Source organism: Mycolicibacterium obuense, from assembly GCF_055397605.1.
Genome location: NZ_AP043663.1, coordinates 4,626,155 through 4,651,653 on the forward strand (window position 1 = coordinate 4,626,155; position 25,499 = coordinate 4,651,653).

General features: G+C 68.3%; 26 protein-coding genes. 6 read left to right on the plus strand and 20 right to left on the minus strand.

Annotation, left to right across the window (positions count from 1 at the left end; translation table 11 throughout):
* Window positions 1–3 precede the first annotated feature (3 nt).
* From ACZ50N_RS22220 to ACZ50N_RS22230, 3 genes are read right to left on the minus strand one after another with little or no spacing between them, the layout of a single operon-like run.
* Complete coding sequence (locus tag ACZ50N_RS22220) at window positions 4–1,200, minus strand: cation:proton antiporter (protein ID WP_048423849.1); 1,197 nt, start codon at window positions 1,198–1,200, stop codon at window positions 4–6.
* Window positions 1,201–1,219: 19 nt separating this feature from the next.
* Window positions 1,220–1,564 carry a VOC family protein gene (locus tag ACZ50N_RS22225; RefSeq protein WP_046365583.1) on the minus strand — a complete coding sequence of 115 codons (345 nt, stop codon included), beginning with the start codon at window positions 1,562–1,564 and terminating at the stop codon, window positions 1,220–1,222.
* Window positions 1,565–1,578: 14 nt separating this feature from the next.
* Window positions 1,579–2,832, minus strand: coding sequence for a M18 family aminopeptidase (locus ACZ50N_RS22230; protein ID WP_048423851.1), 1,254 nt, complete (start codon window positions 2,830–2,832; stop codon window positions 1,579–1,581).
* Window positions 2,833–2,884: 52 nt separating this feature from the next.
* Between ACZ50N_RS22230 and ACZ50N_RS22235 the strand changes: the two genes are divergently transcribed.
* From ACZ50N_RS22235 to ACZ50N_RS22245, 3 genes are all read left to right on the plus strand, one after another.
* Complete coding sequence (locus ACZ50N_RS22235; protein WP_464473784.1) at window positions 2,885–3,880, plus strand: Dyp-type peroxidase; 996 nt, start codon at window positions 2,885–2,887, stop codon at window positions 3,878–3,880.
* Entirely contained in the window at window positions 3,877–4,674 is a 798-nt protein-coding gene (locus tag ACZ50N_RS22240; protein WP_464473785.1) for a family 1 encapsulin nanocompartment shell protein, read from the plus strand. Before ACZ50N_RS22235 ends, ACZ50N_RS22240 begins: the two co-directional genes overlap by 4 nt.
* Window positions 4,675–4,949: 275 nt before the next feature.
* Window positions 4,950–6,686: a PGRS repeat-containing protein gene (locus tag ACZ50N_RS22245; protein WP_464473786.1), complete on the plus strand. Its 1,737-nt coding sequence runs from the start codon at window positions 4,950–4,952 to the stop codon at window positions 6,684–6,686.
* 46 nt (window positions 6,687–6,732) lie between these two features.
* Here ACZ50N_RS22245 and ACZ50N_RS22250 read toward each other — a convergent pair whose 3' ends face one another.
* Genes ACZ50N_RS22250 through ACZ50N_RS22275 form a run of 6 tightly spaced genes read right to left on the minus strand, consistent with a single transcriptional unit; the run spans window position 6,733 to window position 10,261 of the window.
* Window positions 6,733–7,500, minus strand: a complete 768-nt coding sequence (locus ACZ50N_RS22250; protein ID WP_464473787.1) for a hypothetical protein — start codon at window positions 7,498–7,500, stop codon at window positions 6,733–6,735.
* A 54-nt stretch (window positions 7,501–7,554) separates the two neighbouring features.
* On the minus strand, window positions 7,555–7,716 hold the full coding sequence (locus ACZ50N_RS22255) for a hypothetical protein (protein WP_464473788.1): 162 nt from the start codon (window positions 7,714–7,716) through the stop codon (window positions 7,555–7,557).
* Between the two features lie 52 nt (window positions 7,717–7,768).
* Window positions 7,769–8,653 (minus strand): ATP-grasp fold amidoligase family protein, encoded by an 885-nt coding sequence (locus tag ACZ50N_RS22260; protein ID WP_464473789.1) that lies wholly within the window; start codon window positions 8,651–8,653, stop codon window positions 7,769–7,771.
* 5 nt (window positions 8,654–8,658) lie between these two features.
* Complete coding sequence (purQ, locus tag ACZ50N_RS22265) at window positions 8,659–9,330, minus strand: phosphoribosylformylglycinamidine synthase subunit PurQ (protein ID WP_046362174.1); 672 nt, start codon at window positions 9,328–9,330, stop codon at window positions 8,659–8,661.
* Window positions 9,327–9,569, minus strand: coding sequence for a phosphoribosylformylglycinamidine synthase subunit PurS (gene purS, locus ACZ50N_RS22270; protein ID WP_046362175.1), 243 nt, complete (start codon window positions 9,567–9,569; stop codon window positions 9,327–9,329). Before purS ends, purQ begins: the two co-directional genes overlap by 4 nt.
* A gap of 35 nt (window positions 9,570–9,604) precedes the next feature.
* A complete protein-coding gene (locus ACZ50N_RS22275) occupies window positions 9,605–10,261 on the minus strand; it encodes an ATPase (RefSeq protein ID WP_464473790.1) in 657 nt (218 codons plus the stop codon).
* A 49-nt stretch (window positions 10,262–10,310) separates the two neighbouring features.
* Between ACZ50N_RS22275 and ACZ50N_RS22280 the strand changes: the two genes are divergently transcribed.
* Complete coding sequence (locus tag ACZ50N_RS22280; protein WP_464473791.1) at window positions 10,311–10,982, plus strand: MBL fold metallo-hydrolase; 672 nt, start codon at window positions 10,311–10,313, stop codon at window positions 10,980–10,982.
* A 72-nt stretch (window positions 10,983–11,054) separates the two neighbouring features.
* On the opposite strand, the gene ACZ50N_RS22285 is transcribed toward ACZ50N_RS22280, so the two are convergent.
* The 5 genes from ACZ50N_RS22285 to ACZ50N_RS22305 form a co-directional block, all read right to left on the minus strand.
* Window positions 11,055–12,695, minus strand: coding sequence for an FAD-binding dehydrogenase (locus ACZ50N_RS22285; RefSeq protein WP_464473792.1), 1,641 nt, complete (start codon window positions 12,693–12,695; stop codon window positions 11,055–11,057).
* A gap of 26 nt (window positions 12,696–12,721) precedes the next feature.
* Complete coding sequence (locus ACZ50N_RS22290) at window positions 12,722–13,426, minus strand: DUF2334 domain-containing protein (protein ID WP_048423858.1); 705 nt, start codon at window positions 13,424–13,426, stop codon at window positions 12,722–12,724.
* An 83-nt stretch (window positions 13,427–13,509) separates the two neighbouring features.
* Entirely contained in the window at window positions 13,510–13,995 is a 486-nt protein-coding gene (locus ACZ50N_RS22295; protein ID WP_048423859.1) for a glutathione peroxidase, read from the minus strand.
* Window positions 13,992–16,115, minus strand: a complete 2,124-nt coding sequence (locus tag ACZ50N_RS22300) for a S9 family peptidase (protein WP_464473793.1) — start codon at window positions 16,113–16,115, stop codon at window positions 13,992–13,994. The genes ACZ50N_RS22295 and ACZ50N_RS22300 overlap by 4 nt, the downstream gene beginning before the upstream one ends.
* Complete coding sequence (locus ACZ50N_RS22305; protein ID WP_073683175.1) at window positions 16,112–17,005, minus strand: phosphoribosylaminoimidazolesuccinocarboxamide synthase; 894 nt, start codon at window positions 17,003–17,005, stop codon at window positions 16,112–16,114. Before ACZ50N_RS22305 ends, ACZ50N_RS22300 begins: the two co-directional genes overlap by 4 nt.
* Window positions 17,006–17,057: 52 nt before the next feature.
* Here ACZ50N_RS22305 and ACZ50N_RS22310 point away from each other — a divergent pair, with 52 nt between their 5' ends.
* Complete coding sequence (locus ACZ50N_RS22310) at window positions 17,058–17,690, plus strand: hypothetical protein (protein WP_048423862.1); 633 nt, start codon at window positions 17,058–17,060, stop codon at window positions 17,688–17,690.
* On the opposite strand, the gene ACZ50N_RS22315 is transcribed toward ACZ50N_RS22310, so the two are convergent.
* The 3 genes from ACZ50N_RS22315 to purB are packed head-to-tail and all read right to left on the minus strand — an operon-like array spanning window position 17,687 to window position 20,906.
* Window positions 17,687–18,241 (minus strand): DUF1707 SHOCT-like domain-containing protein, encoded by a 555-nt coding sequence (locus tag ACZ50N_RS22315; RefSeq protein ID WP_073683213.1) that lies wholly within the window; start codon window positions 18,239–18,241, stop codon window positions 17,687–17,689. The two genes, ACZ50N_RS22310 and ACZ50N_RS22315, sit on opposite strands and share 4 nt — an antisense overlap.
* Window positions 18,242–18,252: 11 nt before the next feature.
* Window positions 18,253–19,479: a cytochrome P450 gene (locus ACZ50N_RS22320; protein ID WP_464473794.1), complete on the minus strand. Its 1,227-nt coding sequence runs from the start codon at window positions 19,477–19,479 to the stop codon at window positions 18,253–18,255.
* Window positions 19,476–20,906 (minus strand): adenylosuccinate lyase, encoded by a 1,431-nt coding sequence (gene purB, locus ACZ50N_RS22325; RefSeq protein ID WP_073683173.1) that lies wholly within the window; start codon window positions 20,904–20,906, stop codon window positions 19,476–19,478. The genes ACZ50N_RS22320 and purB overlap by 4 nt, the downstream gene beginning before the upstream one ends.
* A 32-nt stretch (window positions 20,907–20,938) precedes the next feature.
* On the opposite strand from purB, the gene relZ reads away from it, so the two are divergent.
* Window positions 20,939–22,645: a bifunctional ribonuclease/(p)ppGpp synthase gene (gene relZ, locus ACZ50N_RS22330; RefSeq protein ID WP_464473795.1), complete on the plus strand. Its 1,707-nt coding sequence runs from the start codon at window positions 20,939–20,941 to the stop codon at window positions 22,643–22,645.
* Between the two features lies 1 nt (window position 22,646).
* Here relZ and ACZ50N_RS22335 read toward each other — a convergent pair whose 3' ends face one another.
* Genes ACZ50N_RS22335 through ACZ50N_RS22345 form a run of 3 tightly spaced genes read right to left on the minus strand, consistent with a single transcriptional unit; the run spans window position 22,647 to window position 25,340 of the window.
* Entirely contained in the window at window positions 22,647–23,780 is a 1,134-nt protein-coding gene (locus ACZ50N_RS22335) for an aromatic ring-hydroxylating oxygenase subunit alpha (protein ID WP_133414720.1), read from the minus strand.
* Between the two features lie 31 nt (window positions 23,781–23,811).
* Entirely contained in the window at window positions 23,812–24,984 is a 1,173-nt protein-coding gene (locus ACZ50N_RS22340) for an NAD(P)/FAD-dependent oxidoreductase (protein ID WP_464473796.1), read from the minus strand.
* The gene (locus ACZ50N_RS22345) at window positions 24,981–25,340 is read right to left on the minus strand and encodes a bifunctional 3-phenylpropionate/cinnamic acid dioxygenase ferredoxin subunit (protein ID WP_048423867.1); all 360 of its coding nucleotides are present in this window, start codon (window positions 25,338–25,340) and stop codon (window positions 24,981–24,983) included. The genes ACZ50N_RS22340 and ACZ50N_RS22345 overlap by 4 nt, the downstream gene beginning before the upstream one ends.
* Between the last annotated feature and the right edge of the window lie 159 nt (window positions 25,341–25,499).

Consider the following 25,499-nt stretch of genomic DNA (forward strand, 5'->3'; position numbering starts at 1 on the left):
AGTCTAGTTCTCGGTGCGCGACCAGCGTGCCGCGGCGGACGGCGCGATCAGCCCGTGGATCACGACGCTGCCCAGCACCACGACCACCATGACGGCCAGGACGTCGTGTTCGTCGGCGCCGTCGAGCACGTTGTAGGCCAGCAGACCGAACACGATCGTCGACGTTCCGCGCGGCCCCAGGCAGGCCAGCATCATGCGCTCCCGCCAGGAGAAACGTGATCGCAGCATCGCCAACATGACCGGGACCACGCGGACGAGGGTCAACGCCAGCAGGCAGAAAACCACCGTCTGCCAGGAGACTCCGCGCTCGACGGCGAGGACGGCGACAGCGCCGACGACGAACCACATGATCGCTGACAGCAGAAAGCCGATGTCGTCGACGAACTCCAGTTCCTCGTGCCAGGACGGGGAGTGCCGCAGGTAGTGGAACGTGATCCCACAGACGAATGCCGAGACGAATCCGTTGCCGTCGAACGCAAGGCTCAGCCCGTAGGCCAGCATGGGCGCAGTGACCAAGATCATCCGCACGCTCTGACCCGTCATCCAGCCGCGGCGGGTGGCGCTGTTGATCGCGAGCGCCAGCAGCGCACCGACGGCACCGCCGACGACGATTGCGGTCAGGGCCTGGGGCACGGCCGAGCCCAGCGCGCGCAGCGGCGTCTCGGTGCGCACGTCATCCCCTGCGAATGCCAGCGCGAAGATGAACACCGGGGCGACGATGCCGTCGTTGTAGCCGGCTTCGACGTTGAGGACGTTGCGTACCCGTTCGGGCACCCGCGCGTCGCGCAGGATCGTCGCCGCGGGCGCGAAATCGGTCGGCACCACCGCGCACGCGATGACCAGCAGTACCGCAAAGGACAGCTCCGGCAGCATCCACGCGCCGAGGAGCACCGACAGTCCCAGGCTCAGCGGCATCGCGAGAAGCAGCACGCGCAGCGCTGCGCGGGGCTCCCTGCCGAACAGCCCACCGCGGACGTCGGTGGCGTCGACGAACAGCAGCACCGCGAGGATGATCTCGGCCCCGTGCTGGGCGACGTCGGCGTTGAGCGCGACGGCCAGTGCGTCAGAGGTGGTGAAGCCGGCGGCCACGCCCGCCACGATCAGCACGATCGGCGCCGTCAACCGGGCCCGCTCGAGCCGTCCCGCACCGAGCGCCCACGCGGCGAACACCGCCGAGAAGGCGATCAGCGAGATCAGCACACGGCGATCTTGCCAGCGGCTACCCGCCGACGATGCAGAACGCGTTGCCCTCCGGGTCGGAGAGCACGACCCAGTCGAAACCCGGGAGCTGATGCCGCCCCGTCTCTCGCGCCCCCAGCTCGACCAGGCGGGTCACTTCGGCCTCCTTGTCGGCGGTGTGGAGGTCGAGGTGCACCTTGTTCTTGCCGGGTGTCGGATCGTCCACCCGCTGGAAGCCCAGCGCGGGGCCGTTCTCCCGCGCGACCATGACGAATTCGCCTGGGGCCTCGGCATTGACGCGGCCGCCGACCGCCTCGGCCCACCAACCGGCCAGCGCATCGGGATCCGAACAGTCGAAGGTGATCATCGCGACGTCGAGTGACATGGGCAGACCTTAGGTCAGGCGGGTGACAAGAACGCCGCCAACGCAGCCGAATAGGCAGCGACATCCGCGGCGCCCATCACCTCGCGCGCCGAGTGCATCGCCAACTGGGCGGCGCCGACGTCGACGGTCGGAATGCCGGTGCGCGCGGCGGTCATCGGTCCGATGGTCGAGCCGCACGGCAGGTCGGCCCGGTGCTCGTAACGCTGCAGCGCAACCCCGGCCTGCTCGCACGCCAGCGCGAACGCCGCGGCGGTGCGCCCGTCGGTGGCGTAGCGCAGGTTCGGCTGCACCTTGAGCACGGGTCCGGCGTTGACCTCGATCAGGTGTCCGGGTTCGTGCCGTTCGGGATAGTTCGGGTGCGTGGCGTGCGCCATGTCGCCGGAGGCCACCATCGAGGTCGAGCACCGGCGCAGGAAATCTTCACGGCCGCCGCCGGCGGCCAGCGTGATGCGCTCGAGCACTGTCAGCAGCAGATCGGACTGCGCGCCGTGGTCGGATTGCGAGCCCACTTCCTCGTGGTCGAACAGCACCAGAACCGGGGTCACCGTCGAGGCGGGCGCCGCCAGGAAGGCCTCCAGCCCGGCGTAGCAGGTCGCCTGGTTGTCCAGACGCGGTGCGCTGACGAGTTCACGGTCGACACCGGTCAGCCGCGACGGGGCCAGGTCGTGGGTCATCAGGTCGAAGCCGAGTACCGCGTCCGCGTCGACCTCGGCGCGTTCGGCGACGTAGTCGAGGAACGAGCGGGGGCCACCGATCCCCCAGACGGCGTTCACGTGCCGCTGCGGGTTCAACTCGACGCCTTTGCGGTCCTCCGACAGATGGATGGCCAACTGCGGGACGCGCAGGATCGGGTCGTCGATGCGGACCAGGACGTCGGAGGCGGTGGCGCCGGTGCGCACGGAGAGCCGGCCACTGAGGCCGAGATCGCGGTCGAGCCAGGAGTTCAGCCACGCGCCGCCGTAGGGCTGCAGCGCCACCACCTGCCAGCCCGCGACGGTCCGGTCCGGGTGCTGCTTGACCCGCAGGTTCGGGCTGTCGGTGTGGGCGCCGACGATCCGGAAGGGCAGGTGCGGCTCGCCGGTCGATCGCCAGGCGATCAGGGAGCCGGCGCGGATGACGAAGAAGTCGCCGGCTCCGGTCCACGCGTCGCCCTCGGACAGCTCGGCGAACCCGGCGTCGCGCAGCCGCTCCGCGGCGGTGCGGCAGGCGTGGAACGGCGACGGGGATGCATCGATGAACTCACACAGACCCTGCGCATCAGCCGTCATGGTTCTTCATCTTCGTCGATCGCCGGAATTGATCATGATTTAGGGTCAGACGGTGCCCGAGTTACTGCCGCAGCCGGTGCTCGCGTCGCTGACCCCGGCGGCAATCTTCCTCGTCGCGACCATCGACGACGGTGGAGAGCAGGCGGTCCACGACGCGCTGGGCGACATCGCGGGATTGGTGCGCGCGATCGGGTTTCGCGACCCGAGCAAGCACCTGTCTGTGGTGACGTCGATCGGTTCTGCGGCGTGGGATCGGCTGTTCTCCGGCCCCAGGCCGGTCGAGCTGCACCCGTTCGTCGCACTCGACGGAGGTCGGCACCGGGCCCCGGCCACGCCGGGTGATCTGCTGTTCCACATCCGCGCGGAGACGATGGACGTCTGCTTCGAACTGGCGATCAAGATCGTCGGTGCGATGGGCCCGATCATGGTCGTCGACGAGACCCACGGCTTCCGCTTCTTCGACAACCGCGACCTCCTCGGCTTCGTCGACGGTACCGAGAACCCCGACGGCCCGCTCGCCGACAGTGCCACGCGGATCGGTGACGAGGACCCGGATTTCGCGGGCGGTTGCTATGTGCACGTGCAGAAGTACTTGCACGACATGGCCGCCTGGAATGCGCTGTCCACCGAGGATCAGGAACGGGTGATCGGGCGCACCAAGCTCGACGACATCGAACTCGACGATGCGGTCAAGCCGGCCAACTCTCACGTGGCACTCAACGTGATCGAAGACGACGACGGCACCGAACTCAAGATCGTGCGGCACAACATGCCGTTCGGGCAGATCGGGCGCGGTGAGTTCGGCACCTATTTCATCGGGTACTCGCGCTCGGCCGCGGTGACCGAACGCATGCTCACCAACATGTTCATCGGTTCGCCGCCCGGCACCACCGATCACATCCTGGAATTCTCGACGGCGATCACGGGCTCGATGTTCTTCACCCCGACCCAGGACTTCCTCGATGATCCTCCCCCGCTTCCTATTTCGGCACCGCAGAGCGCGAGCGGCTCTCTGTCCATCGGCAGTCTGAAAGGACAACCGCAATGAACAACCTGTACCGGGAACTTGCTCCGATCACCGATGCCGCATGGGCCGAAATCGAACAGGAGGCCACGCGAACGTTCAAGCGCCACATAGCCGGTCGGCGAGTGGTCGACGTCAGCGAGCCCGGGGGCGCGGTCACGGCGGCGGTGAGTACAGGGCACCTGGTCGACGCCGTCGCACCGAGCGACGGGGTCATTGCCCATCTGAGGGAGGCGCGTCCGCTCGTGCGGCTGCGAGTTCCGTTCAGCATCAACCGAATCGACATCGACGATGTCGAGCGGGGCTCGCAGGACTCGGACTGGGATCCGGTCAAGGAGGCGGCCAGGAAACTGGCGTTCGCCGAGGATCGGGCGATGTTCGAAGGTTATGGCGCAGCCTCGATCAGTGGCATTCGCACGTGCAGCTCGAACCCCGCGCTGGCATTGCCCGAGGATCCGCGGGCCATCCCCGATGTCATCGCGCAGGCCGTGAGCGCGCTGCGACTGGCGGGGGTCGACGGACCGTATGCGGTGCTGCTCTCGGCGGATGTCTACACCCGCGTCGCTGAGACGACAGCACATGGCTATCCGATTCTGGAGCACATCAATCGCCTCGTCGACGGTGACATCATCTGGGCGCCCGCCATCGACGGCGCCTTCGTGTTGTCCACGCGCGGAGGCGATTTCGATCTGCAGCTGGGCACCGACGTCGCGATCGGCTACCTGGCTCACGATGCCGAGACCGTGCAGCTGTATCTGGAGGAGACGCTGACGTTCCTCTGCTACACGGCGGAAGCCTCAGTCGCCCTGACCCCGTAACCCATCCGGCGAGCTGGGGGCACCTCCCGTCCGGCGAGCGCGCGTGTCTGCACGCCACACGCCGCGGGAGATTGGCACTCAGCGCACGCTCGCGCGAGCTACCGAGCACACCCGTTCGCCAAACCTCGGACACGCGTGTGTGATGGCTGATAGCCTTCTTGATGCTGCTTGAATGCGCAATGAACTGGGGGAACAGCATCGCGCCACTCCGTCGGGGGTCGGTGCGCGCTTGCCCATTGGAGCATTCGAGCAAACATCCGGTCGACTTTGGGGGAATGGTGCGGCGTAGCGCTTTGGGACGTGTCGGGGTCGCGGCGGCTGCGATGAGCATCGGGGTGGTGTCGCCTCTGGTGGCGAACGCGGCCACTCCGACCAAACCGACACCGGGGAATCTCTCGATCTCGATCAACGGAGAGGTCAAGCACCAGGAGGGCTCGGCAACCGCGACAACTGTCGGCACCAATTCGTGGGCGCTCGCGGTCGGTGAGGGCGCGCAGGCGATCGTCAAGACGGACACCTCTCGCGCCGAAGCCATCGGAGACGAGACCACGGTGGTCCTCGATGGCGCGGGGAATGCTGCGCGCGCGACGGGGGAGCAGGCGACAGTGATCATCAACGGCAACGACAACGCCCTCAGCAGCAATGGCGACTACTCGTATCTCACCGTGACCGGTAACGGCAATTCCGCGGGCATCGACTCGCAGGGCTTCCACATGACCCTGACGGGCAATTCGAACATCGTGTCTGTGACTGGATACAACCTGCGCCAGTTCGTCTGGACGTTCAACGACAGACATATCTGCTGGGGTCCGGGCTGCACCTCTAGCTCGTCAGCCGCAATGCGTGACCGAGCAGACTTCCCTGTGACGCTTGTGGGCAGCGATCAACGAATCCGGCTGTTCGGCAACGGACTCGACGCCGCGCAGGACTGTACCGGCGATGCCTGCAACGGCGGCCGCGGCGGCTTGATCTGGGGTAACGGTGGGGCGGGCGCCAATGGCGGAAGTGGCGGAGCAGCAGGTCTTTTCGGGACGGGCGGAGCGGGCGCTGATGCCACCGCGACGACAGCAGCAGGTGACGGCGGTCTGGGCGGTTCAATCGCCGGCCGCGGAGGCAACGGCGGAAAGGCCAACGCCGAGTTCACGACCGCGGGCAACGGCGGCGATGCCGGAGTGTTCGGTAACGGTGGCCGGGGCGGCGACGCCGATGTCGACAACGGCACCGGCGGCACCGGCGGCCGGGGCGGCCGACTCGGCGGTAGCGGCGGCGACGGCGGCGATGCGCGAGGCAACAATGCCACCGGGGGCGACGGCGGTGACGCCGGCTCGCGCGGCGACGGCGGGCGTGGCGGCGAAGGTGGGTCGGAGACAGCCGACGGCGCGTACGGCGGCGACGGCGGTAACGGTGGCTCAGTGTCGGGCCAGGGCGGCCGAGGGGGCGACGCGACCGCGACCTCGTCAGCAATTGCAGGCTGGGGCGGCGATGCGCTCGGCGTCGGTCGCGGCGGCAACGGGGGCAACGCGACCGCCACAGATCCCGATGACGGTGTGGCTGTCGGCGGCGACGGCGGCGACGGCGGTCGCGTCGGCAACGGGGGCATTGGCGGCACAGGTCGCGGAACCTACGCCGGTATCGGCGGTGACGGCGGCAACGGTGGCACGCAGTCCGGCAACGGCGGCTTCGGTGGAGCAGGCATCGGCGAATCGGAGTTCGGCATCGGCGGCGGTGGCGATGGCGGCGATGCTGGCCGAAAGGGCAACGGCGGCAGAGGCGGTCGAGGCGACGGCGGATCGGGGTCCGGGGGCGTCGGCGGTAACGGCGGAACCCGCACCGGCAACGGTGGGGACGGCGGCGACGGCAGCGACACCGGAGGCAACGGGGGTAATGCCGGCGAGCGCGGTGATGGCGGCGACGGCGGCGACACCGGAGCCGGCGGCACGCCGGGTACCGGCGGCAAAGGTGGGTCGAAGTCGGGCAGCGCCGGCAAGAACGGCACCGCCTCCGACGACTGACCACGTCCGGCGAGCTGGGGGCACCTCCCGTCCGGCGAGGGGCCTGTCAGTGCAACGCGACGAGTCGCTCGGCAGCTCGCCCGTCGGTCAGTTCACCGCGGGCCTCGGGATGGCGCCAGTAGAACTGGACCAGATTCCGCAATGCAACGCCGCCGGGGGTGTAGGCAGAGGCCGTTAACGACAACACCGTGTCGTCGGACAGGATGACCACAATCGCACTCGGCGGGGATTTCTTCGGCTGCGGCGCTTGAGAAGTCACGTCCTCCACCGATGACCAATCAGCCAATTGCGGCCGCCAGCCCTCCAGGAATTCGAACCCTCGCTCCGTCAGCCGTAGACGACTCATACTGTCGCGGCGCAGGTTTCGCCACAGCATCGGCCCAATCCCCACCACGAGGAAAGACGCCGTGAAGGGCAAGGCATAGCGCATATTCGGTGGAACCGGAATCGCGAGGCGCCCCGCGGGAAGAAGTATCAGTACCAACACTGAAGACATGAGGGCACCGGCCATCCCCACCTGCAAGGGAATCTCGATCCCCCGATCAGGCAAGAACGTCGTCCCGTCGCTATCTGAACGCACGCGTGGCTTCACCCGGCCTGGAACGCTTTTGAAGGCGGGAATGACAAATCCCAAGCAGAATATCGATCCCCCCAGCGCCACCAGTCCGCTCGGCACCTCCAGCCTCGCGAACTGGACGCACGCAACCGCTGCCGTGAACGCGGCGAAAGCGCCGAATGCGACGGCCGACCAGAGACGACCACGGATGACTTCATCAGCGGCATACCACGACCTGGAACATGTCGCCCGCTCCACGTACAGCGCTAGCCATCTTCATCACGTTGGCGGCGATCGCGTCCGCCAGCGTCGTCAGGTGGCCACCGACCAATCGCACGGCCCACTGCGTCGTCGACCGGGGAGACCGTCAGCAGCTGTGGCGGCCGTGTGCCCCACATCGACGGTCTTGATGGCGCTCGAGGCTTCCTCCACCTGTCCCGCGAAGGCCCGCAACACGTCAGGATCAACCAGCACAGAACAACGCTAACGCACGTCCAAGGGGTGCCCGAGCACCACAACGAGCGCGCTAGTACCGCCGCGGAACCGTCCAGGGAAGCCCGAACTCGAGGTTGAACGATTCAGGCTCGAAGGGACTGTCTCCGCCCGCAGGAAAGCTCGTCAGTTCCCCGAAGACAACTCGCCGGTCAACGTCGTACAGGTCGACTCTGACGAAATCCGTTTCGGCGCCCAGCTTTTCCGCGACGTCGATCATCTCGGTCAACCGAACCGGCTTCCCAGGCGCGTGATCTGCGCACGGCGCGCTGCCCCGTAGCGCCAGGTGTTGCCAACCGGCTGTGAAGAAATCCTGTGTGCGCGAACCGAACCGGCCAGTGTCGACCTGGACGAACCAGCACGTGCCGTGGAACACGAAGAATTTGTAGTCGTCGGGCACCGAGCCGTCGCAACCGACGAGCATCTCCTCGACGATGACCCGTCGCGGAACGCGCCCGTACACCCATTCCCGGTTGGGCCCTTGGCCGTAGAGCTGCGCCAACCAGCCCGTCGCGATACGAATCAGATCGGACAGCGGGGCCGCCTCCGGCCGCACCTGCGAATACACCCAGCTGCCGGGCTCAGTCGGTAGACGAGCCCCGCGAGGCGCGCGAGAAGAGACGACGATCGCCGCCCCGCTGCCGTGCGTCGGCTTCACCACGTACGCAGCCGGCAGACCGACCTCGGTCAGCGCCGCAGGATCGTCGAGGATTGCGTACACCCGCGGAAGATAGCGGTCCCCCACGACACCGGCGACGTAGTCACGAACCGCAGCCTTGTCGGCGAACGTCACGACGAGCTGACGGTGGTCCCGGAGCATCTTGTACCGCACCTTGTCGCGGAACGTGCGTGGGTTGCGCGTCCGCCACAGGCGCATCGCGCGCACCAATCGGCTGCGTTCGCGCCAGCGGACCGGCACCGGGCTCAGGAGACCAGGATCGCGTCCAACGCCGAATAGAACATGCCGAGCCCGTCGTCAGACGGGCCGGTCAGCGCCTCGGTCGCATGCTCGGGGTGCGGCATCAGGCCGACGACGCGGCCGTTGGCCGAGCTGATGCCGGCGATGTCGCGCATCGAGCCGTTGATGTTCTCCCGGTACCGGAAGACCACGCGGCCCTCGCCTTCGAGTTCGTCGAGCACCTCGGCGCTGGCGACGTAGCGGCCCTCGCCGGACTTCAGCGGCACCAGCAGATCTGCGCCCTGCTCGTAGCGCGTCGACCACGCCGACGTGTTCGATGCGACCTCGAGCCATACGTCGCGGCAGACGAAGTGCAGCCCGACGTTGCGGGTCAGTGCGCCGGGCAGCAGCCCCGCTTCGCACAGGACCTGGAAACCGTTGCAGATGCCCAGCACCGGCATCCCTCGCTCCGCGGCGGCCACCACCTCACCCATCACCGGCGCGAAGCGGGCGATCGCGCCGCACCGCAGGTAGTCGCCGTAGGAGAAGCCACCGGGCACGATGACGGCGTCGACGCCCTTGAGGTCGGCGTCGGCGTGCCAGAGGTTGACGGCTTCGCCGCCGGCCAGGCGCACTGCCCGCGCGGCGTCGATGTCGTCGAGCGTGCCGGGGAATGTGATCACGCCCACACGGGTCATGAGCCATCCTCCCGGGTGACCGTCCAGTCCTCGATCACCGTGTTGGCGAGCAGCGATTCGGCGATCGCGGCGAGCTTCTCGTCGTCGACCGCGTCGTCGACCTCGAGCTCGAACCGCTTGCCCTGCCGCACATCTGAGATGCCATCGAAGCCGAGCCGACCCAGCGCGCCGACGATCGCCTGCCCCTGCGGGTCGAGGATCTCGGTCTTCGGCATGACGTGAACCACCACTTTTGCCACGCGGACACTCTACCTGCGGCGACGGCAGGCCCGCCTCACCGGCACGAGCCGAGGTAGGCGGTGCACAGCGGCGCCGCCATCGCATCGAAGACCTGCACGTCGGGCACCGCGCGCCACTCGACCCGGGTGGGCAGCGTGGTCCACAGCGCGACCTCGACGACGGTGCTGTTTGTGGGGTCGGCCAGCAGGTAGACGCGCATCACCCGGCTGCCGGTCTCGCTGATCACGGCGCCGATGCGGTCGACCTCGTTGGTGGTCAGTGATGGCGACACGCCGTCGCTGCACGACGCCAGCGCGATGCGCGCCTTCTCCAGCACCTCGAGTGCGGTCTGGCCGCCGGTGACGGTGTCGCCGCGCCAGTGGATGACCTGGACCTGCAGGGTCCACTGGCCGTCCGGGTTGGGTACGGCGGCGCGCGCGGCGACGGCGTAGCGGCGGGGATCCGAGGACGAGTCGGGGGTGACGCACCATGACTCGAACTCGAATCGGGGTGCCGGGGCCGTGACCGCCAGGCCGGCCAGCGACGGCCACCGGTAGATCGAGTTCAGCGGGAGCGAGCTCGGCTCGATCCACGCCGCGTCGGGGATCGCATCGCAGGTCGGCGGGCAGATTCCCGGCACCGCATTCGCCCCGCCGGGCACAACGAAAATGCTCGAGAACACCCCCGACAACGCCACCGCAAGTGTGAGCATCCACCGCATCGCACTACCCCCGCTCCCCTGTGCGCGCCAGACTATAGGCATGCAGCTCACACACTTCGGCCATTCCTGCCTGTTGGCGAGCTTTTCCGACAGTGCCAAACCCGGCGCCAAACCCGGCGGCGACACGACGATCCTGTTCGATCCGGGAAATTTCTCCCACGGTTTCGAGGGCATCACGGGGCTGTCGGCGATCCTGATCACTCATCAGCATCCCGACCACGCCGACCCCGAGCGGCTACCGGCGCTGGTCGAGGCCAATCCGCAGGCCGCGCTGTATGCCGATCCGCAGACCGCGGCGCAACTCGGCGGGCCCTGGCGGGCGGTGCACGTCGGCGACACCTTGTCGATCGGGCATCTGACGGTGCGCGGAGTGGGCGGTCAGCACGCGGTCATCCATCCGGAAATCCCTGTGATCGACAACATTTCGTATCTGGTCGGCGATGACGAGCATGCCGCCCGACTGATGCACCCCGGTGATGCGTTGTTCGTTCCGGACGAGCCCGTGGACGTGCTGGCGACCCCGGCCGCCGCGCCGTGGATGAAGATCTCCGAAGCCGTCGACTATCTGCGTGCGGTGAACCCGAGCCGTGCGGTGCCGATCCATCAGGCAGTGATCGATCCGATCGCGCGGCCGGTCTACTACGGCCGGCTCGAGGAGATGACGGCCACCGATTTCCAGGTGCTCGAGCCGGAGAACGGCACCGAGTTCTGACCGCGACCAGACGCGAACTCGAGTCACGCGCCGGAGAAAACACTCGAGTTCGTGTCTGGTCGCGCAGAAGAACTAGCCCACGTCGCGGGCTGCCGCCCGGCCCGCCGCGCGCCCGGAGAACACGCAGCCACCCAGGAACGTGCCTTCCAGGGAGCGGTAGCCGTGCACGCCTCCGCCACCGAAGCCGGCGGCTTCTCCCGCGGCATACAACCCGGGTACCGCCGCACCGTCTGCCCCCAGCGCCCGGGAGTCGAGATCGGTTTGCAAGCCGCCCAACGACTTTCGGGTCAAGATGTGCAGTTTGACCGCGATCAGCGGGCCTGCCTTGGGGTCGGTCAGCCGGTGTGGCGCGACGACGCGGCTCAGCCTGTCGGCCAAGTAGGCGCGTGCACCGCGGATGGCGGTGATCTGGCCGTCCTTGGTGAACCGGTTGGCGACTTCCCGGTCGCGGGCGGTCACCTCGGCCTCGACGGTCGCGACGTCCAGCGGCTCGACATCGGGCACCGCGTTCATCTTCGCGACCAGTTCACGGAGCGAGTCGGCGGTGACGAAGTCGACGCCCTTGTCGACGAAGGCGTGCACCGGGGCGGGACCCTTGCGGCCGCGCTCGAGGACCAGCTTCACGCTCCGTCCGGTCAGGTCCGGATTCTGCTCCTGCCCCGACAGCCCGAATTCCTTGTCGATGATGCGCTTGTTCAGCACGAACCAGGTGTAGTCCTGCCCAGTCCGGCAGATGTGCTCCAGCGTGCCGAGCGTGTCGAAACCCGGATAGAGCGGGACCGGCAGCCGCCGGCCGGTGGCGTCGAGCCACAGTGACGACGGGCCGGGCAGGATCCGGATGCCGTGCCGAGGCCAGATCGAGTCGTAGTTGGTGATGCCCTCGGTGTAGTGCCACATCCGGTCGCTGTTGATCATGTGGGCGCCCGCGGCTGTGGAGATGCCGAGCATCCGGCCATCGACGTGCGCAGGCACGCCGCTGAGGAGCTGCTCGGGCACCCGGCCCATCCGCGTGGGCCAGTTCGCCCGCACCAGGTCGTGGTTGCCGCCGATTCCGCCGCTGGCGACGATGACCGCCTGGGCGCGAAATTCGAACTCGCCGACGCTGTTTCGTGACGACGGGGCTCCACGTACCGCGGACGACGGCTCCAGCACCGCGCCGCGCACCCCGACGACGGCGCCGCCTTCGACGATCAGTTCGTCCACCCGGTGGCGGTGCGCGAACCGAATGAGCGGCCCGGTCAGGCGACGCGCGAAGATGTCGACCAGGCCGGGCCCGGTGCCCCAGGTGATGTGGAACCGGGGCACGGAGTTGCCGTGGCCGCGGGCGTCGTAGCCGCCCCGCTCGGCCCACCCGACCATCGCGAAGATCTGCAGCCCGCGATCGCGCAGCCATTGACGCTTCTCCCCGGCGGCGAAGTCGACGTAGGCGTGCGCCCACTGCCGCGGCCAGTGGTCTTCGGGGCGATCGAACCCGGCGGTGCCCAGCCAGTCCTGCAGGGCCAGCTCATGACTGTCCCGGATGCCGAGGCGCCGCTGCTCAGGACTGTCGACGAAGAACAGTCCGCCGAAGGACCAGAAAGCCTGGCCGCCGACGTTGGCGGCGTTCTCCTGGTCGACGATGAGCACCCGACGACCCCGCTCGACCAGCTCGCACGCGGCCACGAGCCCGGCCAACCCAGCGCCGACCACGATGACGTCTGCATCATCTGCCATGCGGCCAATGTAGCGAGCGGAACCCCTCAGGCGGCGTCGGACAGCGCAGTCGGGGTCCGCCACGCATAGACGGTGGGCGCGCAGCCGTGCATCAGTGCCAGGTCGGCGGCATCGAGCATGGCCTGCCGGGGACCGGGCCGGCGCAGGTGCCGCGCGGCCACAGCGACCCGCACGACGCCGTCGCGACGCGCAGTGCGCTCGGCGGCGAGCACGACGGTGCGGCACCACCACGGTTCGGTCAGGAAGCCCTCGCCGATGCCCAGCACGCGCCCCCGCACGGTCTCCCCACGGACCAGGTCGGTGATGCCGCCCAGCCCGGCCATGACTCGGAATCCGTTGCGCGGCAGTGCGATCATCGCACCGTCGGAAACGTTCCAGCCGGGTGCCGCGAACAGCCGGGTGCGTAGCCCGAGGTGTTCGAGGACGCGGTCGGCGGCCATCAGCCGCAGGTTCGCCTCGTGCGCCGGCAGAGTCGCGAACTCGCCGCGACGTGCCTTGGTGGCCGCCTCGTCGAAGCCGTGGAGCACGATCGCGTCACCGGCGTCGCGCCGCTGAGCGAGCCAGGAGACGGTGTCAGGGTCGCGGTCGAGCCGGTACCCGCCTTTGAGCCGGGGTGCCACGAGGAACGACGCCGGGACGCCGCGCCGCGCGAGCTGCGCGTGGAACCCTGCGACGTCGTCGAGAGTGCGGTCGCTGACTCCGGAGATCGAGACGATCAGTTGTCCTGCCACTGCCGCAGTGTCGCAACGCCAGGTGTCGGGATGGACAACACCACGACTCGTGTGGCTGAACTGTGGCCGCTACCCCAGCGCCTCTACTGCAGCAGTTCTTCGATGGCCGCGATCACCTCGGGCGCATCGGGCGCGGTGCGGGGCCGGAACCGGGCGACGACCTCGCCGCTCGGTGCGAGGAGAAACTTCTCGAAGTTCCACTGCACATCGCCGGCCTCGCCACTGCCGTCCGTGGCCTGGGTCAGCTCGGCGTAGAGCGGGTGCCGGCCGGGTCCGTTGACGTCGGTCTTGGCCAGCAGCGGAAACGTGACGCCGTAGGTCGTGGAGCAGAACGTCTGGATCTCCTCGGCGGTGCCCGGCTCCTGTCCCATGAACTGGTTGCAGGGCACCCCGATCACCGTCAGACCGCGGTCGCCGTAGTCCTTCGCGAGCTGCTCGAGCGCGCTGTACTGCGGCGTGAGACCGCATTTGGACGCGACGTTCACAACGAGTGCGGCCCCGCTGGCCAACTCCCCCAGCGTGGTGTCGGTGCCGTCGATGGTGGTCAGCGGAATGTCGGTGAGCGTCATGGGGCCGACGTTACGTCGGCGCCGCCGAGTCCCGCCACATCGAGCAGCCATGCGTATTGGAAGGCCGTCTCCTTCCAGCGCTCGTAGCGTCCGCTGATGCCGCCGTGGCCCGCATTCATCTCGGTCTTCAACAGCACGCGGGCTCCGTCGCGCTCGGGTTCGAGCTGCGCATGCCGCAGCGCGGCCACCCACTTCGCGGGTTCGACGTAGTAGACGCGGGTGTCGTTCAGCGACGTCATCGCCAAGATGGCGGGATAGCGCTTGGATTCGACGTTCTCGTACGGCGAGTAGGACTTCATGTAGCGGTAGACATCGGCGTCCTCGAGCGGGTTTCCCCACTCGTCCCACTCGGTCACCGTCAGCGGGAGCGACGGGTCGAGGATCGTGGTGAGGGGGTCGACGAACGGCACGGCGGCCAGGATGCCGGCGAACAGGTCGGGCGCCATGTTGGCGACCGCTCCCATGAGCAGGCCGCCGGCGCTGCCACCGTAAGCCACCATCGTCTCGGCGGTCGTGACACCGGATTCGACGAGATGCGCTCCCGCAGCGATGAAGTCGGTGAACGTGTTCCGCTTCTCCAGCAGTTTGCCGTGCTCGTACCACGGCCGGCCCAGCTCGCCACCACCGCGAACGTGCGCGACCGCGTAGATCATGCCGCGGTCGAGCAGTGAGAGCCGTGCGATCGAGAACCGCGGGTCCTCACATGATTCGTAGGCGCCGTAGCCGTAGAGCAGCACCGGCGCGGGTGAGGTGACCCCGACCCGGTGGATGATCGACAGCGGTACGCGCGCACCGTCTTCGGCGATCGCCCAGTCCCGGCGTTCGACGTAGTCCTCGGGTCGGTAGTCGCCGAGCACCGGCTGCTCGCGCAGCAGCACGCGCTCTCCGGTGGCGAGATCGAGATCGTAGATCCGTACCGGCGTCACGAACGACGTCGCCCCGATACGGAGCCGAGGAGCGGCCCAGTTGGGGTTGGCCGACAGCCCGACCGACATCAGCTCCGAGTCGAAGGTGACGTCGCGGACCTCGCCGTAACCAGTCCCGATCAAGGGCCACAGCTGAATTCGTGGTAACGCCTCGCTGCGGTAGCTCACCACGAGCAGCTCGGCAAAGGCGTCGACAGCATCCAGTCGGACGTCGGAGCGGTGTTCGATCAGGGTGCGAGTCGCCGACGGGTCGGCCACCGGCGCCTCCACGAGAGTGAAGTTCTCCGCGCCGTCGTTGTGCATGATGAGGAAGCGGTCTTCCTCGGCGACGACGGCGTGTTCGACGGAGTACTCGACTCCGTCGCGGCGCGGCCACACGACGGTGAACTCCGCGTCGCCATCGGCGGCGTCGGCGTAGCGCATCTCCGAGGTGATCGCACTGCCGGCCGCGATCAACACGTACTTGTTGCTGCGCGTGCGCCCGCAGGCGACCCAGAATCGTTCGTCCGGCTCGTGGTAGACCTTCTGGGCCGGCAGGCCGGCGCCGAGGCGGTGCCGCCACACGGTGTCGGGTCGCCAGGCGTCGTCGACGGTGGTGTAGTAGACGGTCTTGTTGTCGGCGGCCCAGGTGGCCCCGGCGCCGATCCCGACGATCTCGTCGTCGTACCGCTCGCCGGTTCGCAAATCCCTGAACCGCAGGGTGTATCGCTCGTCGCCGAGGACGTCGACGGAGTAGGCGAGCACGTTGCCGTCGACGCTGACGCTGGCCGCACCGAGGGAGAAGAAGTCGTGGCCTTCGGCTTCGACGTTCTCGTCGAGCAGGATCTGCTCATCGGGGATGTCGGTGTCTTCGGTCAGCTGCGGCGGCGTCCAGTCGTCGGGATCGGTGACGGGGCACCGGCAGTGCACGCCGTACTGCTTGCCGGCGAAGCTGCGCCCGTAGTACCACCAGTCGCCGCGCCGGGTCGGCACCGACAGATCGGTCTCCTTGGTGCGGGCCTTGATCTCGTCGAAGATCGCCTGCCGCAACGGAGCCAGGTCGGCAGTGACGTGCTCGGTGTAGGTGTTCTCGGCCTCGAGGTGGTCGATCACCTCGGTGCTGTCCTTCTCCCGCAGCCATTCATAGGGGTCGACGAACACGTCCCCGTGATGTTCACGTCGATGTTCGGCACGTCGTGCCACCGGCGGCTTCACTGCTGTTCTCCGATCCAGTCCGCGAAACGTCGACCCGAAATACGTTCGTAGGCTTCGATGTAGCGTGCCCGCGTGGCCTCCACGATGTCGGCGGGCAGCGGTGGCGGGGGTTGATCCCCGTGGCGGTCCCAGCCCGAGTCCGGGCCGGTGAGCCAGTTGCGGACGAACTGCTTGTCGAAGCTGTTCTGCACCGCACCTTCGGCGTAGTCGTCGGCGCGCCAGTACCGCGACGAGTCGGGGGTGAACACCTCGTCGGCGAGCGTCAGCACACCGTCGGCGTCGACGCCGAACTCGAACTTGGTGTCGGCGACGATGATGCCCTTGGTGAGCGCATGTTCGGCGCCGTGACGGTAGGTCGTCAAGGTGAGGTCGCGTAGCTCTTCGGCCCGTTCGTCGCCGATGAGGTCGACGACGTCGTCGTAGCTGATGTTGACGTCGTGATCGCCGAGGTCCGCTTTGGTCGCCGGGGTGAACAGCGGCTCGGCGAAGCGGCTGGCCTCCACCAGGCCCGGCGGCAGGTCGATACCGCAGACGCTGCCGGTGTTCTGGTAGTCGATCAGCCCGGAGCCGGTCAGGTAGCCGCGCGCGACGGCCTCGACGGGCAGCATGTCGAGTTGGCGCACCAGCAACGCGCGGCCGAGCACCTCCTCGGGGATGCGAGGGTCATCCGGCGGGCCGGCGAGGTGGTTGGGCACCGGCAGGAGGTCGAAGAAGAACACACTCATCGCGGTGAGGATGCGGCCCTTGTCCGGGATCTCGCTGTCGAGGATGTAGTCGTAGGCCGAGATCCGGTCGGTGGCGACGAAGAGCAGGTGCGCCTCGTCCACCCGGTAGAGCTCTCGGACCTTACCGCTGGCCAGGTGCTGGTAGTCGGACAGAGCGGGACGCATCCAGTCAGCCTATCGGGCCATCGGAGGCGCTCTGTGTGCTGTGATCGATCGCATGAAATCCCGGTGGATTCCCTATGCCACTACGCCTGGGCGGCTGCTGTGGCAGCTGCTCAGCGACGTGCTCATCGTCGGCTGGACCACCGTCTGGGTGTTCGTCGGCCTGGCGGTGCACTCAGCGGTCGCGGTGATCGCGGAGTTCGGCTACCAGGTGCAGAGCGGCGCCAACGGGGTGGCGGGCAATCTCGACTCCGCAGGCAACAGCGCCGACAACGTGCCTCTCATCGGGGACTCGCTGGCCAAACCGCTCAGCGCCGCCGGCGACGCCGCCCGCGAGATCGCGGGCGCGGGTCAGTCGCTGGGCGTGACGGCCAGCTGGCTGGCGTGGTTGTTGGCGCTGGCGGTGGCCGCTCCCCCGATCCTGGCGCTGATGATGCCGTGGCTGTTCCTGCGGGTCCGGTTCTTCCGCCGGCAGTGGACCGCGATCACGCTGGCGTCCACGGCTGCCGGGGAGGAGCTGCTGGCGCTGCGGGCGCTGGCCAACCGGCCGCTGCCCAAGCTCGCCGCCATCAACCCCGATCCGGTGGGCGCGTGGCGCAGCCAGGATCGGATGGCGATTCGCGGACTCGCCGCTCTCGAGTTGCGGGCGACCGGGATCCGGGCGTCGAACCTGCGCCGCCCGGATTAGCGGAGAAACCGCCGCAGCGTCGCACCGAACGGATGGCGCACGGTGAGGGATCCGAACCGCACGCGTCCGGTCACGACGACGTGCAAGCCGGCCGGTGTCGGGGCGGTCGGCACCTTCACCGACATGGACGAACCGAGGTGGTGGACGCCGTTGAGGTCGGCGGTCGCGCCGTCGGGCAGGATCATGTCGGTGGAGCTGCAGTAGTCGTCGACGTCGATGCGCACCACCGGACCCGGCACGACGGCGGCGGTGAAATCGAGCGTCGTCGAACACATCCGGGTGGTGATCCGCAGGTGAGGCGGCACGGTCCACTGCCCTTTACGGGTGATGCTCGACATCCAGCTGCGCACCTCTTCTGGTGCTGCTGCCGGAACGACTTGACGGCGCACGTGAGGCAGATCGGCGATCACGGTGTCCAGTTCGCCGCGGGTGCGCGCGGCCAGCGCGACGTCGGCACGCTCGCTGTACTCGTCGAGTGTCAACATGCCCTGGCCCACCGCCTGCTCGAGGATCTGCATCACCGCAGCGCGATCGGCATCGGACGCTCTCATGTCCGGAGTCACTACTCCATCACTACCATCAGGTGCCGCAGTCCGGTGTGCCGGTTGCTCCTCGTCCATTCCGCCGGCGCGGCCAGGCGCATCGCGGGGAATCGGCTCAGCAGCTCGGAGAAGATGACCCGCAGTTCCAGCCGGGCCAGGTTGGCTCCCAGGCAGTAGTGCACACCCTGCCCGAAACCCAAGTGCGGGTTGGGCTTTCGCGTGGCGTCGAACCGGTCGGGGTCGGCGAACACCGCCGCGTCGCGGTTGGCCGAACCCTCCCACACCAGCACCTTCTGCCCGGCGTCGATGCGGCGACCGGCCAGGGTGGTCGGACGGGTGGCGGTGCGACGCTTCGACGGCGACGGCGAGGTCCACCGGACCATCTCCTCGATCGCGGTCGGCAGCAGATTCAGATCGGCACGCACGGCGGCGAAGGCCTCGGGGTTCTCGATCAGGGCCAGCAATCCGCCGGAGATCGCATTGCGGGTGGTCTCGGCACCGGCGCTGAACAGCAGACTGAAGAACAGGTAGCTCTCGAGGTCGGACAGCTCGGGGTCGGCGGAGTTGACCACCACCGAGAGCATGTCGTCGCTCGGCGCCGCCTTCTTCTCGGCGATCAGTTCCTGGCCGTAGGCGAACATCCGGGAACCGGCTTCCTCGACGGACAGCCGCGAGATGGTGGCCCGGCGGGCGTCGCCGAAGTCGAAACTCGGTTCGATGGCTTCGAACAACCAATGACGTTCGGACTCCGGCACTCCCAGCAGGATGCAGATCATCTGCATCGGGATCTCCGCGGCGATCTCGGTGACGACGTCCAGGGGCCGGCCCGGTCGGACGGCATCGAGCAGCCCGCGTACCCGCACCCTCAGATCGTCTTCGACGCGTCGGATCATCCGGGGTGTCAGCCCGGAACTCACCAGTCGGCGCACCGCGGCGTGGCGCGGATCGTCCATCATGTTGAGCAGCTGACCGGCGATCGGCAGATCCTGCAGCAGGGTGCCGCCGAAGGGCCGCTCGCCGCCGGTGACCGACGAGTACGTGTCCGGATCACGAAGCACAGCAAGGGTTTCGGCGTGGGTGGCCACCGACCAGAACCCTTCCCCGTCGGGCGTGTTCTCGGTCGGTTCGTGCCAGTAGACCGGGGCGTACTCGCGGTGGCGCGCGAACAGGTGGTGGGGAAAACCCGCCGCGAAGTTGTCGAGATCGGTGAAGTCGATCCCGGCTAGAGCCTCCGCGGGTGCCGTCACAGAATCGCGCCCGAGGTGTAGTCGGCGGCGCCGGGATAACGGGCGACGAGATCGCCGACGGCGGCGATCACGCGGTCCACCTGGTCCGCGGCTGCACCGGTGAAGGCCGCCTTGTCGGCCAGCGCGCCGTCGAGCGCCGCACGGTCCAAGGGCAACCGCGGATCGGCGGCCAGCCGGTCCAGCAGATCGGGTTCGGCTCCGCGCTCGCGCATCGCCAGCGCCACCGCGACCGCGTGCTCCTTGATCACTTCGTGGGCGGTCTCGCGGCCCACCCCGGCGCGCACGGCGGCGATCAGGATGCGCGTCGTCGCGAGGAACGGCAGGTAGCGGTCGAGCTCACGCTGGATCACCGCCGGGTACGCGCCGAACTCGTCGAGCACGGTCAGGAACGTCTCGGTCTGCCCGTCGATGGCGAAGAACGCGTCCGGCAGTGCGACGCGACGCACCACGGAGCAGAAGACGTCCCCCTCGTTCCACTGCGCGCCCGCCAATTCGGCTGCCATGGCGGAATATCCGCGCAGGATCACCTGCAATCCGTTGACCCGCTCGCAGCTGCGGGTGTTCATCTTGTGCGGCATCGCCGACGAACCGACCTGGCCGGGTGCGAATCCCTCGGTGACGAGTTCGTGGCCGGCCATCAGCCGGACGGTATGGGCGAACGATGACGGGCCCGCGCCGAGTTGCACGAGGGCCGACACCACGTCGTGGTCCAGCGAGCGCGGGTACACCTGGCCGACACTGGTCAGGATGTCGGTGAACCCGAGGAACTGTGCGATGCGGGTCTCCAGGTCGGCGAGCCGGGCGGTGTCGCCGTCGAACAGGTCGAGCATGTCCTGGGCGGTGCCCATCGGCCCCTTGATGCCGCGCAGCGGGTAGCGGGCGATGAGTTCTTCGATGCGGCGCAGCGCGACCAGGGTCTCCTCGGCAGCGGAGGCGAAGCGCTTGCCCAGGGTGGTGGCCTGCGCGGCGACGTTGTGGCTGCGGCCGGCCATCACGAGGTCGCGGTAGAGCGCGGCCCGCTCGGCGAGGCGGGCGGCGACGGCGATGCCGCGGGCATGCACCAGTTCCAGCGAGCGCCGGATCTGCATCTGCTCGACGTTCTCGGTGAGGTCGCGGCTGGTCATGCCCTTGTGCACGTGCTCGTGGCCGGCAAGTGCGTTGAACTCCTCGATGCGGGCCTTGACGTCGTGGCGCGTCACCCGTTCCCGCGCCGCGATGGAATCGAGGTCGACGTTCTCCAGGACGCGCTCGTAGTCGTCGATCACCCCGGCGGGGATCTCCACGCCCAGCTCTGCCTGCGCCCGCAGCACCGCCAGCCACAGCTTGCGCTCGGCGACGATCTTGGCTTCCGGCGACCAGATCGCGACCATCTCCTCGCTGGCGTAGCGGTGGGCCAGGACATCAGGAATGGACGCGCGGTTGCTCACGGCCCAACAGCCTATCGGGCACAGTAGGGGCCATGTATTTCGTCGGTCTGGACCTGGCCTGGGGGCAGCGCAAACCCACCGGCGTCGCGGTGGTCGACGACGCCGGCCGACTTGTGACGGCGGCGGCGGCCACCGATGACGCCAGCATTCGCTCGATGGTGGCGCCCTATGTGGAGGGCGACTGCGTGGTCGGTATCGACGCGCCCATCGTGGTGCGCAACGAGACCGGGCAGCGGCCGGCCGAGAGAGCGCTCAACGCCGACTTCGCGAAGTTCCAGGCCGGTACGCATCCGTCGAACATGGGCAAGCCGGAGTTCGCCGACGGCACCAGGGCCGGGCGGCTGGCCGAGGCCCTCGGGCTGGACATCGATCCCCGGTCCGAGGCGCCGCGCCGCGCGCTCGAGGTGTATCCGCACGCGGCCACGGTGGCGTTGTTCCGGCTCGGCCGCACGCTGAAGTACAAGGCCAAGCCGGGCCGTTCGGTGGCGCAGCTGCAGGCTGAGCTGCTACGCCTGATGGACCTCGTCGAGGGACTCGCGACCGCGGAGCCCTCGCTGCGGGTCGCGGACTCCCCGGACTGGCTGCGTCTGCGCTCAGCCGCGGAAAGCGCCGAGCGCAAGAGCGAATTGCGGCGCGTGGAAGATCCGGTGGACGCGGTCGTCTGCGCCTACGTGGCGCTGTTGGCTGCGCGCCGACCCGACCTGCTGACGTTCTACGGCGACGCCGGGACCGGGTGCATCGTGACGCCGACGTTGCCGTCGGATCTGCTGCCGGCGCCGCCCGAGCCGACACCTGGGGTGGTGCACGACGCGATCGCGACGTACACCGGGCGGCGCCCCCAGTTGGTGACTTCCACCGAGCGGTACGTGGCGGTGGTGACGGCGCTGCTCGATGACGCGGGTATCGACTACCTGAGCGTGACGGCGCGGACCAAGTCGGTGGCGTCGTTCGCCGCCAAGGCCGACCGGCATGTCGACGGGCGCAGACTCTTTGCCGATCCGCTCTCGGAGATCACCGACCAGATCGGTCTGCGGGTGATCACCTATCTGCGCGACGACGTCGCCGCCGTGGCCCGCCTGCTCGGGCAGGAGATGCAACTCCTCGACGATCGCGACATGGGGGTGGAGACCGCCAGCGAGGGCCGGTGGGGGTATGCCAGCCGGCACCTGCTGCTGGCTGTCGAGGGTGAGCAGCAGCCGGCGTCGGTACAGGTGCGCACGATCCTGCAGCACGCGTGGGCGGAGTTCGAGCACGATGTCCGCTACAAGGGCTCGATCCCGGAGGAGGACGCCCCCGACCTGGATCGCCGGTTCACCCTGGCCGCGGGTCTGCTGGAGCTGGCCGACCGGGAGTTCTCGGCAATCCGGGAGCGGTTGCGGTCGACCACCCCGGTCGAACGGCCGCAGAGCGCCGGTGAGGCGGGCATTCCGACTCCGGTGCTGGCCACGTACCTGGCCAACCGCTTCCCCGACGCCGGCTGGTCGCGCACCGACCACTACGGCTGGATGGCCGGGCTGTTGCTCGATCTCGGCGTCGACTCGATCGACGAGGTCGACGCGGTGCTGGCCCGCGTCGACACCGATGCGGTGAACGCCGCCATGGATTACCGCTTTCCGCCGGGCGCGGTGCGTCGCCTCGACGATGCGCTGTTGGCGGTGTTCGGCAGGCGCTACATCGACCTACCCGGCAACGCCCATCGAATCCGGTTGTTGGAGAACAGGTCCGAGCGACTCACCTGAGTCAGACGGCGAGCATGCCGCGCAGCCAGTCATGGAAGGCGCCGATGTGGTGTTCGCTCGGAACCAGCACGCCGCCGTTGCGGTACACGCGGGAGTTCATGGCGGGCTGGCATCTTTCGGCAGCCTCGAAGTCCTGGCTGTTGACCCGGTGGAACAGTTCCACCGAGTGGCTGACGTCGCGGCCTGATTCGACGACGTCCGGCAGGTACAGCCAGTCGCACTCGACGACGGTGCGGTCGGCCGCCAGCGGGAACATCCGATGCACGATCACGTGGTCGGGCACCAGGTTGACGAACACCTGCGGGCGCACGGTGATCGCGTAGTAGCGGCGATCCTGGTCGGCGGTGACGCCGGGGATGTGATCCAGCCCCTCCGACCCGTCGATGGTGAAACCTCGGACGTCCTCGCCGAATTCGGCACCGTGCCCGACGTAGTACTGGGCCGCGTATCCGTCGGCGAACTCGGGGAGAACCTCGGTCAATTCCGGGTGGATGGTGGCGCAGTGGTAGCACTCCATGAAGTTCTCGACGATCAGCTTCCAGTTGGCCTTCACGTCGTAGACGATGCGGCGGCCCACGGAGAGATCGGCGATGCCGTAGCGGTCTATCGACTCGAGATCACCGAGGCGGTCGACGACCTCCTGCATCACGGTGTCCTCGAAGGACGGCGGCTCGTCTGCCAGGCACACCCAGACGTAACCCAGCCATTCGCGCACGGCGATCGTGCGGAGCCCGTACTCGACCCTGTCGATGTCGGGCATCTTGGTGAGGTTGGGCGCGGCGATCAGCTTGCCGTCGAGGTCGTATGTCCATGCGTGATAGGGACATTGGAACGCGCGGCGCACTTCACCACTGTCCTCGGTGCACACCTGCGCCCCGCGGTGACGGCAGATGTTGAAGAACGCGTTCACCGCGCCGGTGCGCGATCGGGTCACCAGCACGCTCTCACCGCCCACCTGGACCGTCTTGAAGGCGCCGGGCTTGCCGAGGTCCGAAGACCGCACCACGCAGAACCACATCGCCTCGAAGATCTTCTGCTGTTCGAGGGCGAACACCTCGGGGTCGGTGTAGTAGTGCCCGGCCAGCGTGGACATGAGGCTCTCGGGCAGCTGAGGGGCCGCTTCGAAGGTGGTCATGAGGCTCCTGTGAGTGCGAAAGGGGCTGGTGTCAGACGGCTACCGGCGCGCTGGCGAGTTGGCGGCGCCACCGCGTGAACAACTTGGGTTGGTCGACGCCGAGAACGGCGACCAGGCGGCCGTCGCGGCGGTAGGTGGCGAGAAAGCTGCCGCTCTCGCAATCACCGGCCTCGATGGTGATCTCGTCGTCGGGAAGTGCGGTGCCGGCGAACTGGATACGCGAGCCGTACTGATCGGACCAGAAATACGGCTCCTTGGCAGCGGTGCCGCAGTCGAGCCCACCCGAGAGGAGCGTGGCGACGGCGATCGCGGGACGTTCGAGCGCGCCCGCCCAGTGCTCGACCCGACGCGCAACGCCCGTCGACGCGTCGTGCCACGCCGCGCAGTCGCCCACGGCCACGACGTTGGGGATGTTCGTCTGGCCGCCGGCACCGCAGATGACGCCGTTGCCGAGATCCAGACCACTGCCCTGCAGCCACTCGATGTTCGGGATTCCGCCGATACCGACGACCACGACGTCGGCAGGCAGGTGGCGACCGTCGGCCAGGTCGACCCCGGTGACCCGGTCGCCCGAACCGCACGTGAGACCCGCGACACCGACCCCGCAGATCAGGGTCGTGCCATGTGTTGCGTGCGCCTGTGCGACGACCGCGCCCAGCCGCGCGCCGAGTTGCACTTGCAGCGGGGTCGGCGCCGCCTCGACGACCGTCACGTCCATGCCGAGCTTGCGCGCGGTCGACGCGACCTCGGCGCCGATGAAGCCGGCACCGATCACGACCATCTGCCCACCGGGACGCAGTTCGGCGCGCAGCGCGATGGCGTCGTCGACGGTGCGGATGACGTGGACTCCAACCATCTGCTCGCAGCCGGGCCAGCGTCGGGCCCGTGACCCGGTGGCGATCACGAAACCGTCGGCGTGCACGCGGCGACCGTCGGCGAGTTCGACGGTGTTGGTGGTGGTGTCGAGTGCGGTGGCGGCCGATCCGAGCAGCCACTCCGCTGCCAGCTCCTCAGAGTCCTCGAGGCTCAGATCCTGCTCCGCCACGACACCGGCGAGGAAGTCCTTGGACAGCGGCGGACGGTCGTAGGGGCGTCGGCTCTCGTCGCCGATCACGGTGATGCGACCTGAGAATCCCTGGGCGCGAAGTGCTCTGACGGCGGACAGACCAGCCAGCGAGGCGCCGATGACCGCTATGTGCTTCATGACTGCCCCTGTGCGAGTCGCGCGCGGATGTCGGGTGGGAGGTTAGGCTTTTCGGTGCTGAGCTCGACGCGGATCATGCCGTCGTCGATGACGACGGTGTGCGTGCGCACCGGGAGTTTGGCCGGGGGCGCGTCGACGGCGCCGGTGCGCAGGTTGAAGCGCGAGGCGTGCAGCGGGCACTCCACCTCGCACCCTTCGAGCCAGCCGTCGGCCAGCGACGCGTCCTGATGAGAGCACGTGTCATCGATGGCGAACACTTCGCCGTCCTCGGTGTGGAAGACGGCGATCGGCGGGTCCGCGGCGACGCGGACCGACTCGCCCGGCGGTAGGTCGGCAAGCGGGCAGACGTCGAGCATGTGTTGCCTTCCTGTTTCGTGCAGATGACGCGTATTAAGGAACTCGATTCGTAATACGCAACAGTGTGTGGGCCGTCACAAACCTTGTCAAGCGGAGGGGCGGCATGGCTCGCTGTGACTTTCCTGACTGTTCAAAAGCACCGAAAAACACTGGTCGCC